Here is a 14,081-nt window from a genome sequence, read left to right as displayed (position 1 = left end):
TGGAATCGGATAATTCGGACACCCGGGCCGCCCGGTCAACTTACCTGTTGACGCTGCGCGTTCCGGCACTAGAATTCCGCTGTATTGCTCGGAAACAATTCTCCGCCTCATGCGAAATGGCAGGCCATGGCCGAATCCACCAGTCTCGACCACCGCACGTCGGACGGGGGCAGGGCGACCCTGCGGCCCGGCCGCGTCCTGACGCTGGCCTGCCTGGCACACGGCATGATCGTCATCGACACCAGCATCGTGCACGTCGCGATCCCGGCGATCCGCGACAGTCTCCGCGCGAGCCTGCCGACGATGCAGTTCGTCGTCACGTCCTACGTGGTCGTCATCGCCGGCCTGATGCTGGCCGGCGCCGCGGCGGTCAAACGGTACGGCGCGGTGCCGATGTTCCGGCTCGGCGTCGTCCTGTTCGGGACGACGTCCGCGCTGTGCGGCCTGGCCCCCGACGGCGCCTTACTCGTCGCCATGCGGGCGGCACAAGGACTGGGCGCGGTACTGGTCATGCCCGCCACCCTGGTGATGCTCACCGACACCTACCGCGACCCCGGCCAACGCGCCAGAGCGGTCTCCATCTGGTCGATGGTCGCGGGCAGCCCGGTCGCCTTCGGTCCCACCCTCGGCGGCGCCCTGGTGGAGACGGTGGGCTGGCGCAGCATCTTCCTGATCAACGTGCCCGTCGCCCTGACCGTCCTGTGGCTCTCGGCACGGCACATGCCCCGGCACGAACAGCCCGCGCACAAGCAGCCGCAGGACATCCCGGGCCAGCTGCTCTCCGTCGTCTTCCTGGGCGGTCTGGCACTGGCGCTCGCCGAGGGCCAGGACCTGGGCTGGACCCGGCCGCTGCCCGTGGCGGCCGCGGTGACGGCCCTGATCGCCTTCGCCGTCTTCGTCGCCCGGCAGCGCGGTTACGCCCACCCCATGATCCCGGCCGACCTGTTCCGGGCCCCCGGCTTCCGCAGCTACGTGGCTGTCGGCCTGCTGCTCTTCGTCGGCTACAACGGGCTGATGTTCACCCTGAGCGTCTTCCTCCAGCAGGTACGCGGCTACGACCCGGTCACCGTGGGGCTGTGCTTCCTGGCCTCCGCCCTGCCCATCACCTTCATGCCCCTGCTCGCCGGACGCTTCGGCACCAAGCTCGGCCCCCGGACGGTCCTGGGCGCCGGAATCGCCCTGTCCCTGCTCGGCGGGGTGGTGCTGGCCGTCATCGGCAGCCAGGCACCCCTCGGTACGTGCACCGGGCTGGTCTTCATCGGCCTGGGCTTCGGTCTGATGACCGTGCCGCAGATCACCCTGACCATGGCGGCGGCACCGGCACACCACTCGGCCATCGCCTCCGGACTGATGTCGGCGGGCCGCTCCACCGGCTCCCTGATCGGCGTCGCCCTGCTGGCCGGCCTCCCGGCCGCGACCGGCATCACCGCCCCGGCGATCGCCCTGGTCGCCGTCTACGTACTGATGGCACTGGCCGCAGTCATCGGTGGCCGGTCGTCGCGTCCTGCCGAGACCGGTTGACGGGGCGGCGGCCGGGGCTGTCCGCTGAGGCGGGACGAGCAACAGCCGGGAGGCCGCCGCATGTTGCCTGTCGGAAGCCGCCTGGGGGCGGCGGTCGGGCACTGCCCGCCGACGCGCGGCCGGACAGGCACATTCGCGGCCGGACAGGCACACCCGCCACCGGACAGGCCCCCCGCCGCCAGGCAGCGCTTCACCGCTCCCTGCTCCTCCGCTTCCCGTTCCCCTGCTTCCCGTTCCTCCGCTTTCCAGCTTCTCCGCACTCTTCCCACCTCGGAGTACTCATGCCGGAGCCTCAGGCAGACCACGACGTCGCGTCCAGGATCGCGGCACTGTACGCGAACGACCCCCAGTTCGCCCGGGCCGCCCCCGACCCCGATGTCGCCGACGCCATCAGCCGACAGGACAGCCTCACCGGCGCCATCGCGGCCGCCATGCACGGCTACGCGGACCGCCCGGCACTCGCCCGCCGGGCCGGACACCTCGTCCGCGACCCCGCCACCGGCCGCCGCACCCGCGAACTCCTGCCAGCCTTCGAGACGGTGTCCTACGCCGAACTGTGGCAGCGGGCCGGCCGCCTCGCGGCGGCCTGGACCGACGACAACGCCGGCGACGAGGGCGCGGACGGCTCGGCCACCGACGGCGCCAACCCCGCCGGCCACACCGGCGGCCTGCGCCCCGGCGACTTCGTCGCCACCCTGGGCTTCACCAGCCTGGACTACACCACCATCGACCTGGCCTGCATGCACCTGGGAGCGGTGTCGGTGCCGCTGCCCACCGGCTCGTCCGCCGTACGGCTGGCACCGGTCCTCGCCGAGACGCTGCCCCGCGTCCTCGCCGCCGACATCGGCTCGGTCGAGGCCGCCGTCGGCGCCGTCCTGGCCTGCGACTCCATCGAACGGCTGGTGGTCTTCGACTGCGACATGCGCGTGGACGACCACCGGAAAGCCTTCGAGGCGGCCGGCGCCGCACTCGGCGGGCGAGCCGAAGTGGCCCTGCTGCAAAATGACTTGGACCGGGGCGGTCAGCTGCCGCCCGTACGGCCGTACGAGGACAACGACCCCGACCGGCTGGTCAGTCTGATCTACACCTCCGGCAGCACCGGCACGCCCAAGGGCGCGATCTACACCGCCGCCATGCTCACCAGGATGTGGCACAACGCGCGCGGCGGCCTCAACGCCGGTGGCGCCGCCGGCACTCCGGTGTTCGTGGTGCACTACATGCCGATGAGCCACGTCAACGGCCGTGCCTGGCTGATCAACGGCCTCTCCTGCGGCGGCACCGGCTACTTCACCGCCCGCGGCGACATGTCGACCCTGTTCGACGACATCCGCCTGGCCCGGCCCACGGCGCTGAGCCTCGTACCGAGAATCTGCGACATGGTCCACCAGCGCCACCTGCTCGAAGCGGACCGCATCGGCCGCACCGGCGTGCCACGCCCCGAGGCGGAGGCAGCCGCGTCCGTCCAGGTCCGCGACGGCATGCTCGGCGGCCGGATCGTCACCGCCCTGTGCGGCAGCGCCCCGCTGTCCGAGGCGATGCACACCTTCACCGCCGCGCTCCTCGGCACACCGATCATCGACTGCTACGGATCGACGGAGACGACCCGGGCCATCGTCGTCGACCAGCGGCTGCGCCGCCCGCCGGTGACCGACTACCGGCTGGCCGACGTACCCGAACTGGGATACTTCACCACCGACAAGCCACACCCTCGCGGCGAGTTGCGGGTCAAGTCGATCGGGCTCTTCCCCGGGTACTACAAACAGCCCGAGGTCACCGCCCGCGCCTTCGACGAGGACGGCTACTACCGCACCGGCGACGTCTTCGCCGAGACCGCCCCCGGCCGTCTGGTCTACGTCGACCGCATCAACAACGTCGTCAAACTCTCCCAGGGCGAGTTCGTCACCGTAGCCGCGCTGGAGGCGCTGTACGCGACCAGCCCGGACATCGCGCAGATCTACGTGTACGGCAGCAGCGAGCAGGCGTTCCTGCTCGCTGTGGTGGTCCCCGACGCCGAACGCCTGCACCGGGCCGACGAGGACACCGTACGCGGCCGCGTCCTGGACTCGATGCGCGAACTCGCGCACGGCGCGGGCCTGCACGCCTGGGAGATTCCGCACGACGTCATCGTCGAACGGGAGCCGTTCACCGTCGCCAACGGCCTCCTCTCGGGGGCAGGCAAACACCTGCGCCCCGCCCTCAAGGAGCACTACGGGCCCCAACTGGAACAGCTGTACGCGGACATCGCGACCGGACGTGCGGGCCAGGTCGCGGCACTCAGAGCAGCCGGCGCACAGGTAACACCCCTCCAGGCGGTGCTCACCGCGGCCCAGATCACCCTCGGCTGCCCCTCCTCGCTGATCAGGGCCGAGACCGCTTTCACCGACCTGGGGGTGACTCCCTGTCGGCCCACACCTTCTCGACCGTCCTCGAACAGATAGCCGACGTGGAGGTGCCCATCCAGCTCATCCTCCAGCCCTCTTCAACGCTGGCTCGCATCGCCGACCACCTCGATCCGGCGCACCGCGCACAGGAGTCCCGCCCCACCTTCGCCTCGGTGCACGGGCGCGAAGCCCGTGAAGTCACGGCCCACGACCTGGCACTCGACCACTTCATGGACCGACGACTCCTGACCCGGCCACCGACCCAGGCGCCACAGACAACACCCGACAGCACCACCCCCACCACCCCTCCCGTCCCCACCACTTCCACCACCCCCGCCCACAACGTCCTGCTCACCGGAGCGACCGGCTACCTGGGACGCTTCCTGGCCGTCGAATGGCTGCGGCGCGTCGCCGCGACGGGCGGGCGGCTGACCTGCCTCGTCCGGGCCGCGGACGACGCCGCCGCACACCGGCGCGTACTGGAGTGCCTGCGCGCCGCGGCGGCCGACCAGCCCGACTGGTTCGACGACGTCGCCGCACAGCACCTGACGGTCCTGGCCGCCGACGTGTCGGCGCCGCGACTGGGCCTGGCGGAGCCTGCCTGGCAGACACTGGCCCACCAGACCGACCAGATCGTGCACGCTGCCGCGCTGGTCAACCACATCCTGCCGTACCACCGGCTGTTCACCCCCAACGTCACCGCCACGGCACAGCTCGTCGAGCTGGCGCTCACCCACCGCGTCAAACGGTTCGCCTACGTCTCGACGGTGGCCGCCGCGATGCTGCCCGACGGCTCGTTCCTCGACGAAACCGCCGACGTCCGTACGGCGTGCCCCGTCCGGCGACTGGACGACTCCGACGCGAACGGATACGCCACGAGCAAGTGGGCCGGCGAGGTCCTGCTGCGCCAGGCGCACGAGGCGACGGGCTTGCCGGTCACCGTCCTGCGGCCGGACATGATCCTGGCCCACAGCCGCCTGCCCGGCCAGCTGAACCTGACGGACCGCTTCACCCGGCTGCTCCTGAGTGTCATCACCACCGGCATGGCGCCGCTCTCCTTCTACCGGCTCACCCCGGACGGCCGCCGCAGGCGCGCGCACTACAGCGGCCTGCCGGTCGACTTCACCGCCGCGGCGATCACCTCCCTCAGCGCCGACAACACGCACGACCACCTCACCTACAACACGGTCAACACCCATGACGACGGGATCTCCCTGGACGAGTTCGTGGACTGGCTGATCGACGCGGGACACCCGATCACCCGCTTCGACGACCACCGCCAGTGGCATCAGCGCACCGAGGCGGCCCTGCGGGGCCTGCCCGACCACCAACGGCGCCTGTCCCTCCTCCCGTTGATGCAGGCATACACCCGGCCGGGAGAGCCGCGGCCGGGCTCGGCGGTACCGGCCGCACGGTTCACCGCGGCGGTCAGCAGGCTGGGCGTGGGCCGGGGAGCCGTACCGTCGCTCTCACCCGAGTTCGTCACCAAGTGCGTCGCCGACCTGAAACTGCACGACCTCCTCTGAACCTGCCGCACACAGCCCCGTCCGCAGCCAACTGTGGACGGGGCTGAACAGGCACCGCCGGAAGCGTCTCAGCCGCGCGCGGGCGCGATCTCTTCCATCACATGCCGCCCGGTGGCGAAGAACCCGGACTTACGCGGGTAATGCACCACGACCTCGGTGAAGCCCAACTCCGCGCAACGGCCCGCGACATCTTCGAAAGCCTGCGCCGACTCCATCGTCGGCAACAGCGAGAACCCGGTCAGCAGCGTCCGCCCCAGCGTCTTGGGATCACGCCCCTCGCGCTCGCACGCCGCGTCGAGCTGCTCCATCCGACGGGCGAGCACGGACCACGTCCAGGACGCGGTCCGCTCCTGCCGCGGCACGTCCCCCTGATCGGTGACGACCCACGACGCGCCGTGGCGCGCGACGGTCCGCATCCCCAGCGGACCGTTCGCCGCCAACATGAAAGGCACCCGGGGCCGCTGTACGCACCCCGGCTCCAGCCGAGCGTCGACCGCCTCGTAATAGCGGCCGCGAAAGGTGGTGTGCTTTCGCCCGTCGGGCGCCCCCGTCAGCAGCCGGTCCAGCAACTCCACCGACTCGCGGTAGCGGCCCCCGCGCTCCTGCACCGACCAGCCCTTGCCCCGCTCACCCTGGCCGAGCACATAAGCATCGGCATCGGGCGAGCCCGCACCGAAGCCCAGGACGAAGCGGCCCTCAGTGATGGCGTCCAGCGTGATGACATCGTGCGCGAGCGGCACCGGATGCCGGTAGTTCGGCGACGTCACCAACGTACCGAGTCTGATCCGCGAGGTGACTCCGGCAGCGGCCGCCAACGTGGGCATCGCGCCGTACCAGGCACTGTCCGGCAACCCCGCCCAGGTGATGTGGTCGTAGCTGTAGGCGGCGTGGAATCCCAGCTCCTCGGCGTGCCTCCAGGTCGCGGCCGCCTCCCGGAACGGACGGTCGGGCAGGATACAGACGCTGATGCGCACAACTGACTCCAGTTTCATCGGTGCCGCTCCGCCCCGGCATCCACCGGCGTACGAAGCCCTCCAGCCCGAGCCGCACCGGCCGGCCACAGCGACGCCACCCACCAGGCAGCCCCCGCCCGCCCACCACTGCCCCAGGCCCGCACCCGACAGTACTGATCACCCACCCCGGCGCGCAGTCAGGAGACCTCTAGAACCCACCCTCGAATACGGCCAATGCGACACCGACGGGTCCATCAGGAGCCACCCCGGCCGTACCAGGCGGTGACGGCCCGCTTGTATCCGTCCGGCATCGCCAGCCCCGGCACCTCACCCGCGGCGAACAGGCCCAGCCGCTGGTGCTCATGGCTGACGACGGGTGGCCGCTCGGGCGTCAGCACGGTGCAGCCGTACGTCACGATCAGCACGCGGCACCCGGGGAGCGGCTGATAGACCCATACACCGCCGTCCAGGAGCGGCCCGGCCTCGACGTCCCAGCCGGTCTCTTCCCGGATCTCGCGCTCCAGCGCAGCCTCCGGGCTCAGGTCAGGCAACACCCCTCCGCCGACGCCGGTCTCCAGCCGGCCTCCCGGCAACTCCCACTCGTCACGCTCGTTGCGCAGCAGCAACACACGCCCACGCGCGTCGAGCGCGACACCTTTCACGGAAACGGGCCACAGCGGCGACGGGTACGTCATGACGGTCCTCGTCCAGCGGTGCGCGGGTCGGCCCTGCGGAACGTAGCACGCTCCCAGCGGCACCGGGCCCGGCAGGAGGCCGGTGCGCGAACACCCCGCGCCCGGGGAAGTGCGGCGGCCCGCACGGTGGACGCTACGCGTCACCGTGCGGGCCGCTGGCCGTGGAGCCGGGGTAAGGCCGGTCAGGAGGCGGTGGGCCACATGAGGGGGCCGCTGGTCAGCGGGGCCTTGCCATTGCCGGTGTAGAGGCGCAGGTCGCCGTCGACGCGGTGGGCGACGATGTCGGCCTTGCCGTCACCGTTGAAGTCGCCGCCGAGGATGGAGCGCATGTAGCCCCACGTCTTGTCGTGCCAGAGGTCGGCGGCACGGGTGACGGTGCCCTGGGCGTTGCCGGTGTAGAGGCGGAGCGTGCCGTCGTAGGCGATCGCGGCGATGTCGTCCCGGCCGTCGCCGTTGAAGTCGCCCGTGGCCAGGCGCTTCATGCCGTCCCAGCTGTTGTCGGGCCACAGGTCACGCTTGGCGTTGACGAGGGTGCCGTCGGGGTTGGTGGTGTAGGCGTGCAGCGAGCCGTCGCCCCACACGGCGGCCAGGCCGTCGCGGCCGGAGGAGTCGGAGCGGTAGCGCACGATGTGCTTCATCGTGCCCCAGGAGGTGTCGTGCCACAGGGGGCGGCGCGGGTTGAGGGTGCCGTCGCCGGAGCCGGTGTGCAGGAAGAGCTGCCCGTCGCCGCGGAGGGCGATCAGGTCGGCCTTGCCGTCGCCGTTGAAGTCACCGCCGATGATCTGCCGGTAGCTGTTCCAGGTGCCGTCGTGGGCCCACAGTTCGCGGCCGTACCGCAGCGTGCCGTCCGGCTTGGTGGAGAAGGAGTGCAGGTTTCCGTCGTTGAGGACGGCGGCGATGTCGGTGCGGCCGTCACCGTCGAAGTCGGCGGCAGCGATGACGTTGCTGACGTCCTTGACCTTCGTGGTCAGCCGTACCGTCTGGATCCAGTCGGCGATGTCGTCCGTACGGGACGCGACGGCACCGTCGCGGGTCTCGGCCTCATGGCCGAAGCAGCCCTTGAACCACGAACGGTTGTTGACCCCGACGAGCTCGAACCGGCCGCCGCTTTCGCGCCATACGGGGGCGCCGGCGTCACCCTCGCACACGGCCGCCGCGTCGTCCTTGCCGACGATGCCGACGGTGGTGCCCTCCACGTCGCGCGTGGTGAAGTGCCCGTAGTGCAGGCGGTCGGGCACCCATTCGTCCTTGGTGCGGCCGAAGCCGCTGACGGAGACGTCCTCGTTCGGCGACAGCTTCCCGGTCGGGACGCCGGCCGGCGCGACACCGGGGACGGGCTTGGCCAGCTTGGCCATGACCAGGTCACGGTCACCACGCGGGACGAGCTGCTCGACCGTCGTGACCGCGCCGCCGTCCGTCCGGGAGAGATCGGCGCGCCCCACGGTCGCCGTGGTCTTGAACTTCGGTGCCCCGGCGGTGAGCTGTGCGTACTGTGCGGGGTCGTCGGCGAAGCAGCTGGCGGCGGTGACCAGCCACAGCTCGTCGACGAGCGTGGCCGTGCAGCTGCGCTTGCCTTCGCCGATGTCCAGCTTCACGGTGGACGGGTAGGAACCGTCCTTGGCCACGGGGCCCATGACCGCGTCGGCAGGCCCCGCGGTCAGCAGGCCTGCGGCCATGGCGGCGGCGGAAAGCCCGGCGGCGAGACCGGCGCGGGAGGGGCGTCTGGAGGACATGACGGCCTTTCTGTTCTGTTCTGCCCTGAGCAGGGCGTGTTGCTTCCTGAGGTTGGTTCCTGGCGCGGCAGGGAGCCGCGCCAGGCGGTGGGGGAGCGGCTGGGCGGTGTGTCTCGGCGTGCTGCCGAAGGACGGCGGTTCGTGGTGACAGCATCCAGGCCTGGCTCACGAGGCAGCCGGAATCCGGAATGCCGAAGGCCGTCACGACGTACTGCGGCGCACGAGAAGGCGTGTTATTCCGGTCGGGGAACGGCCGTTGTCATCACGGGCCACAAGGCGCTGCGGCGCATGAGAGAAACAGCCGCGGTGGACCGGAAGACGCTGCTCGTGGGTGCGGGCCACCACACGATCACTACTCCATTTCCCATGGCAGCAACCTTGCACAGGGAGGAGGGGCGGGAGCGGACAATATGGGGCATGCGGTATGCGGGTCCTGCTGGTCCGGGGGAGTGCGGTCGGGAGGCGGCGGCGGAGTGTTTTTGCAGGTCAGGTGCGTTGTTGTGGTCGTTCGGCGTCGGGCGTGCGCGTTTGGTGGAACTGCTGCGGGCGTCCCGGTGCCGCTTGATCGTTGATCGACTTCGGCAAGTTCGCGTACCGATGGGGGAGTGCGCGGGGGAGCGCGGTTTGCGCTGCGGTTTCGAGGTCTCGGGGATTTGCGGTTTCGGGGTCTGCGGTTTCGGGGCTTCGTCAATCCGTGATTCCGCAGTTCTGTTGCCCTTGTCCCGCGGTTCTGGGCCCACGGCGCCGTGAACGCATTCCGGAACCCGCGGTGCCGCGTGCCCTTTACCGGGCACGCGGCACCGCGAGTCCATTCCGGAGGCCGGCCGGTCGGCTCAGCTGATGGCCTGGATCCGCTTCCAGCCCGTCGGGCCGATGACCGTGGCCGGCCCGTCCACCGGGTTACCGGTGTCGTCGCTGCCACCCTTGTAGTACAGCAGCGTGCCGCTCCCGTCCGCCGTCGTGGCCCACAGGTCCGTCACCCCGTCGCCGTTCGCGTCCGCCGCCCCGGTGATCAACGGCCGATTGCGGGTGCTCCAGCCGCGCGTGCCGTAGAGGGTGCGGTCACCGAAGGTGTGGTCGGAAAGGCCGTGGTAGAGCCACAGCTTGTCGTCGCGGGTGTCCCGGACGAACAGGTCGGGCCGCCCGTCGCCGGTGGCGTCGCCGGCCGCGGACAGCGTCATCGCCGCCCAGCCGTCGCCGCCCAGCTGCACCCTCGGCTTGAGCTGCGGCCGGTTCTCCGGGTCACCCGCGTACAGCCAGAGCTTGTCCTCGTAACTCGCCACGAGGTCGGGGTGGCCGTCACCGGTGACATCGCCGGCGGCGACGATCTGGGCGTCGGTCGGCCAGTTCCGGCCGATCCGGATACGGTCACCGAGCGAGCCCTCGCCCGTGTTGGGGTAGAGCCACAGGTCGCTGCCGATGCGCGCGAGCAGGTCCTCGCGGCCGTCGCCGGTGAAGTCGCCGCGGTGGGTGACGGAGGCGCCGGACCAGCCGCCCGTGCCGATGACGCGGTGGCCGCCGGTGACCCCGCCGTCGCCCAGCCCGCGGTAGAGCCGCAGCTTGCCCGCGTCGTCCACCGCCACCAGGTCCGGCTTGCCGTCGCCGCTCAAGTCACCGGGGACGGGGGTCCCGAGCAGCTGGGCGAAGATCGGCGCGTGGTCGGAGTACGCGGTGGGCGGCCCGCTGGTGGGTTCGTTCTCCGACTGGTCCATCCGGGACGTGTCGATGGCGCAGGCCGCGAACCGGCTGTTGCCGGGAGTCCGGTCGGTGAAGAAGTGGTCCAGCTTGTGGAGTGAGTGCCGCCGCGCCGCGCGGTCCCAACCGTGGTACGTGTAACCGTCGATGCACCGGTCGAAGGAAGACGTCAGCGGATCCATCTGGTGCGCGTCCGCGTTGCGGTTGAAGTCCCCGCCGAGAATGAAGCCGGTGTTCGCGGACGTGCCGAGATACGCCTTCACATTTTTGACCTGCTGGGCGACGCGCTCGGATTCGCCGACCGCGATGTGCGTGGTGCACACCCTGGTCGTCCAGCCCTGGACGGACGCGCACAGGATGGGGAGCGTCTGCTTGTCCAGGCCCGACGGATCCGCGGGCAGCATGTTGGCCGAGGAACTCTCGGTGATGGTTCCCTTGACTGCCAGGGCGACGCCCAGCTCACCCGAGAGGGCGCCACGGCAGTCCGTACGTCCGTCGGGCCGGGCCCCGGAGGCGCGCCGGATGTCCCAGCCGTCGCCCAACCGGGCGCGCAGCGACTCCAGAAGGCTGCCGGGGGCGACGCCGCACACCTCTTGCAGCATCACCACGTTGGCCTGCCGCTCGTCGACCAGCTTCTTGACCTCTGCGGCCTTCTGCGCGGGCTCGTTGCGGTGCGGGCAGTACCCCGCCTCGCCGCGCTCACCGCCCGCTTCGCCGCAGATGTTCCAGGACACCACCCGTATTTCGGGCTGAGCGGGGCCGGTGGAGGCTGTAGGGCCGGCCGCGGGGGCTGCCGCATGGGCTGTCGTGTGGACCGAGATGGCAGCGGCGGCAGGAGCGGCCACGGCCACGTGGGCGAAGGCCACGGGCAGAGCGGCAGCGCTCATGCCCGCGACCAGGCCCCGGGCCCACCCCGGTATGTGTGAGAGAAGTTGGTTCATGGCCCCTTCGCGGTCCCCTTCGCGCGATCATCATTCAAGGCCGGGCGCGGCACCGGGCCGCACTCGCGGGCAAGGCCGACTTTCCCGACACATGTGCACTGTGTGCCGATTCGGGATCCTATCGTCATGTACTCCTCACCCCTCTCGACTGCGGGTGCCGATGCGAAGGGTTGCGGATGCGGATGTGGAGGGGTCCTGGTCGCCGTACGGTCTCGGGTGTCGGTTCTCCGTGCCTGACGCGCCGGATCAGCCCTGGCCGCAAGCGTGGGGGCCGCGCTCGTACGCCGACACTCCGTGGAGCGTGGGCTCGTCCCCGTCGTCCGTCCCGAAGACGAAGACCGCGCCCGAAGCGGGGACGCGGAACGCACACTGATCCTCAAAGGTCAGTGGCTCATGGCGTTCCCAGGCGCATCCAGCCTCGTCCAGCGCCCGTAGGACTTCGCTGTAGGCGGGCCGGCCGGGAAACGTCTCCGCCTGGCCCGGCTCCCGCGACGGCCATTCCATCGTGGGCCAGTCCGTCTGGACGGTGATCGAATCGATTGCCTGGCAGTGGGCCTGGCAGGTCCCGAGCTCCAGACTGCCGTACGCATACAGGTACGGCAGCCCGTCGGCTCCGGTCGATGACCCCTCCGCCCACGGAGGCCCCAACACCTCGGCGATGTCCTTGAGTTGTGCTCCCAGGCGCGCGGCGCCGATGTAGCCGGTCCGAGCGAAAGCGACAATTATGTCCAGAAGGTTCATACGGTGCAGTATTTCACGGCCGAATACCGTGTCATCTTCGGCACTTCGGCTCGGATCATTGCTCGGAGACCTTGTGGACGGTGGTGTCGTCGGAGGTCAGGCGCCGTCCGTCCGCCGAAAGCACTTCCAACGTACGGAGATGCTTTCCCTGTCGTCGGTCGACCAGTTGTGAGTGGGCTTCCCCGGGCGCGAAGAAATGCTGTTCGCCCCACTGCCGCAGGGCCACGATGACGGGGAAGAGTGCCTCGCCCTTCGGGGTCAGGACGTACTCGCGATAGGCGCTGCCGTCCTCGGCGGGGGCGGATTCGAGGATTCCGCCGGCGACCAGGGTGCGCAGCCGCGCGCTGAGGATGTTCTTCGCCACGCCGAGGCTGCGCTGGAACTCCCCGAAGCGCCGGCTCCCGTCGAAGGCGTCCCGCACGATCAGCAGGGACCACCAGTCGCCGATCGCGTCCACCGACCGGGCGACGGGGCAGTCGCTGTCGTCGAAGCGTGTCCTGGTCACCATGGCGCCCCTCGCTCTCTCAACGGTTGCAACATGCTACCAAGACGGCTACGGTCGCCGTCATCATTGGTAGCAAGTTGAAACCAGATGGTCGGAGGGGTGCCGATGTCCGGCAACGGTGAGGCTGTAGCGCGACGACGAATCGAGGCTGAGGCCGAGGCCGAGTTCGCGAGGGAGACCAAGGCCGAGGCCGCGGCCGCGGCCCGGGGCGACGAAAGTTCCGCGTCCGTCCTGTCCCGTGGCGTCCTCGTCCTCTTCGCCGTCGCCTGCGGGGCCGCGGTGGCCAATGTCTACCTGTCGCAGCCGCTCCTGGTGACGATGGGGCACGACCTCGGTATGAGCCCGGCGCTGGTGGGCAGCGTGGTGACCCTCACGCACGTCGGATACGGGCTCGGCCTCTTCTTCCTCGTGCCGCTGGGCGACGTGGCCGACCGCAGACGGCTCGTCGTGGCCCAGTTACTGCTCCTGGTGCTGGCGCTGGCCGTCGTAGCCGCTGCCCGTACGGCGGCGATCCTGCTCGTGGGCATGGCCGCCACCGGGCTTCTCGCGGTCGTCACGCAGACGTTGGTCGCCTTCGCCGCGGCACTGGCCCCTCCCGCCGCACGCGGACGGACCGTCGGCCTGGTCACCAGCGGCGTGGTCATCGGCATCCTGCTCGCCCGTACCGTCTCCGGTCTCGTGGCCGACCTCGCGGGCTGGCGTTCCGTCTACCTCGCCTCCGCGTCGCTCACCGCCGTCCTCGCCCTGGTCCTGTACCGAGTGCTGCCGCGCCACACCGACACTTCGCCGCCTGCCCTGCGCTACGGACAACTCCTGCGCTCCACGGTCATTCTGTTCGTACGGGAGCCATTGCTGCGGCTCCGGGCCCTGTTCGGCCTGTTGGTCTTCGCCGCCTTCAGCACGTTGTGGAGCAGTGTCGCCATGCCGCTCAGTGAGTCCCCGTACTTTCTGTCCCACAGCGCGATCGGGGCGCTGGGGCTGATCGGTGTCGCCGGCGCCCTGGCCGCGACCGTGGCGGGCCGCCTGAACGACCGCGGGCTCTCCCGGCGGACCACCGGCATCGCCCTGGCGCTGCTCGATGCCTCGTGGCTGCCCCTGGCCTTCACCCGCAGCTCGCTCTGGGCCCTGGCCGTCGGGGTGATCCTTCTCGACCTCGCCGTGCAGGCGGTCCATGTCACCAACCAGACTCTGATCCATGCACTGCACCCGGAGGCCGGCAGCCGGCTGATCGGCGGGTACATGGTGTTCTACTCGATCGGCAGCGCCACCGGTGCCATCGCCGCGACTTCCCTCTACACGGCGGCCGGCTGGGGTGCCGTATGCGCGTTGGGCGCCGCGTTCAGCTGCCTCGGGCTCGTACTGTGGGCATGCACCCGGCACAGCACGCGGG

At 70.5% G+C, this 14,081-nt stretch carries 9 protein-coding genes and 1 pseudogene; 4 read left to right on the top strand and 6 right to left on the bottom strand.

What is annotated here, in order from left to right:
• Window positions 1-126: 126 nt before the first annotated feature.
• From ACEXOX_RS01635 to ACEXOX_RS01625, 3 genes are all read left to right on the top strand, one after another.
• Complete coding sequence (locus ACEXOX_RS01635) at window positions 127-1,521, top strand: MFS transporter (protein WP_406518631.1); 1,395 nt, start codon at window positions 127-129, stop codon at window positions 1,519-1,521.
• Window positions 1,522-1,802: 281 nt separating this feature from the next.
• Window positions 1,803-3,959 (top strand): AMP-binding protein, encoded by a 2,157-nt coding sequence (locus ACEXOX_RS01630; RefSeq protein WP_406518629.1) that lies wholly within the window; start codon window positions 1,803-1,805, stop codon window positions 3,957-3,959.
• A 5-nt stretch (window positions 3,960-3,964) separates the two neighbouring features.
• The gene (locus ACEXOX_RS01625) at window positions 3,965-5,428 is read left to right on the top strand and encodes a thioester reductase domain-containing protein (RefSeq protein ID WP_406518628.1); all 1,464 of its coding nucleotides are present in this window, start codon (window positions 3,965-3,967) and stop codon (window positions 5,426-5,428) included.
• 68 nt (window positions 5,429-5,496) lie between these two features.
• On the opposite strand, the gene ACEXOX_RS01620 is transcribed toward ACEXOX_RS01625, so the two are convergent.
• The 6 genes from ACEXOX_RS01620 to ACEXOX_RS01595 all read right to left on the bottom strand — a co-directional run bounded on the left by ACEXOX_RS01620 (window position 5,497) and on the right by ACEXOX_RS01595 (window position 12,694).
• On the bottom strand, window positions 5,497-6,420 hold the full coding sequence (locus ACEXOX_RS01620; protein WP_406518626.1) for an LLM class flavin-dependent oxidoreductase: 924 nt from the start codon (window positions 6,418-6,420) through the stop codon (window positions 5,497-5,499).
• A 215-nt stretch (window positions 6,421-6,635) separates the two neighbouring features.
• Window positions 6,636-7,076 (bottom strand): NUDIX domain-containing protein, encoded by a 441-nt coding sequence (locus ACEXOX_RS01615; RefSeq protein ID WP_406518625.1) that lies wholly within the window; start codon window positions 7,074-7,076, stop codon window positions 6,636-6,638.
• A gap of 182 nt (window positions 7,077-7,258) precedes the next feature.
• The gene (locus tag ACEXOX_RS01610; RefSeq protein WP_406518624.1) at window positions 7,259-8,809 is read right to left on the bottom strand and encodes an FG-GAP-like repeat-containing protein; all 1,551 of its coding nucleotides are present in this window, start codon (window positions 8,807-8,809) and stop codon (window positions 7,259-7,261) included.
• 833 nt (window positions 8,810-9,642) lie between these two features.
• Window positions 9,643-11,391, bottom strand: a complete 1,749-nt coding sequence (locus tag ACEXOX_RS01605) for an FG-GAP-like repeat-containing protein (protein ID WP_406518623.1) — start codon at window positions 11,389-11,391, stop codon at window positions 9,643-9,645.
• Window positions 11,392-11,691: 300 nt separating this feature from the next.
• On the bottom strand, window positions 11,692-12,186 hold the full coding sequence (locus tag ACEXOX_RS01600) for a hypothetical protein (RefSeq protein WP_406518622.1): 495 nt from the start codon (window positions 12,184-12,186) through the stop codon (window positions 11,692-11,694).
• A 55-nt stretch (window positions 12,187-12,241) separates the two neighbouring features.
• Window positions 12,242-12,694 carry a winged helix-turn-helix transcriptional regulator gene (locus ACEXOX_RS01595; RefSeq protein WP_406518621.1) on the bottom strand — a complete coding sequence of 151 codons (453 nt, stop codon included), beginning with the start codon at window positions 12,692-12,694 and terminating at the stop codon, window positions 12,242-12,244.
• A gap of 228 nt (window positions 12,695-12,922) precedes the next feature.
• Here ACEXOX_RS01595 and ACEXOX_RS01590 point away from each other — a divergent pair.
• Window positions 12,923-14,074 (top strand): annotated as a pseudogene (locus ACEXOX_RS01590) (MFS transporter); the annotation flags it as partial.
• Window positions 14,075-14,081: the final 7 nt, after the last annotated feature.

This window comes from Streptomyces sp. Ac-502 (assembly GCF_045222935.1).
Lineage (GTDB): Bacteria > Actinomycetota > Actinomycetes > Streptomycetales > Streptomycetaceae > Streptomyces > Streptomyces monomycini.
This window is presented reverse-complemented; position numbering and strand designations above follow the sequence as displayed.

Bases quoted from the DNA above. Each gene is read 5' to 3' on its own strand.
- ACEXOX_RS01620 (WP_406518626.1), bottom strand. From the start codon at position 6,420: ATGAAACTGGAGTCAGTTGTGCGCATCAGCGTCTGTATCCTGCCCGAC.
- ACEXOX_RS01595 (WP_406518621.1), bottom strand. From the start codon at position 12,694: ATGGTGACCAGGACACGCTTCGACGACAGCGACTGCCCCGTCGCCCGG.
- ACEXOX_RS01615 (WP_406518625.1), bottom strand. From the start codon at position 7,076: ATGACGTACCCGTCGCCGCTGTGGCCCGTTTCCGTGAAAGGTGTCGCG.
- ACEXOX_RS01605 (WP_406518623.1), bottom strand. From the start codon at position 11,391: ATGAGCGCTGCCGCTCTGCCCGTGGCCTTCGCCCACGTGGCCGTGGCC.
- ACEXOX_RS01630 (WP_406518629.1), top strand. From the start codon at position 1,803: ATGCCGGAGCCTCAGGCAGACCACGACGTCGCGTCCAGGATCGCGGCA.
- ACEXOX_RS01600 (WP_406518622.1), bottom strand. From the start codon at position 12,186: ATGAACCTTCTGGACATAATTGTCGCTTTCGCTCGGACCGGCTACATC.
- ACEXOX_RS01635 (WP_406518631.1), top strand. From the start codon at position 127: ATGGCCGAATCCACCAGTCTCGACCACCGCACGTCGGACGGGGGCAGG.
- ACEXOX_RS01610 (WP_406518624.1), bottom strand. From the start codon at position 8,809: ATGTCCTCCAGACGCCCCTCCCGCGCCGGTCTCGCCGCCGGGCTTTCC.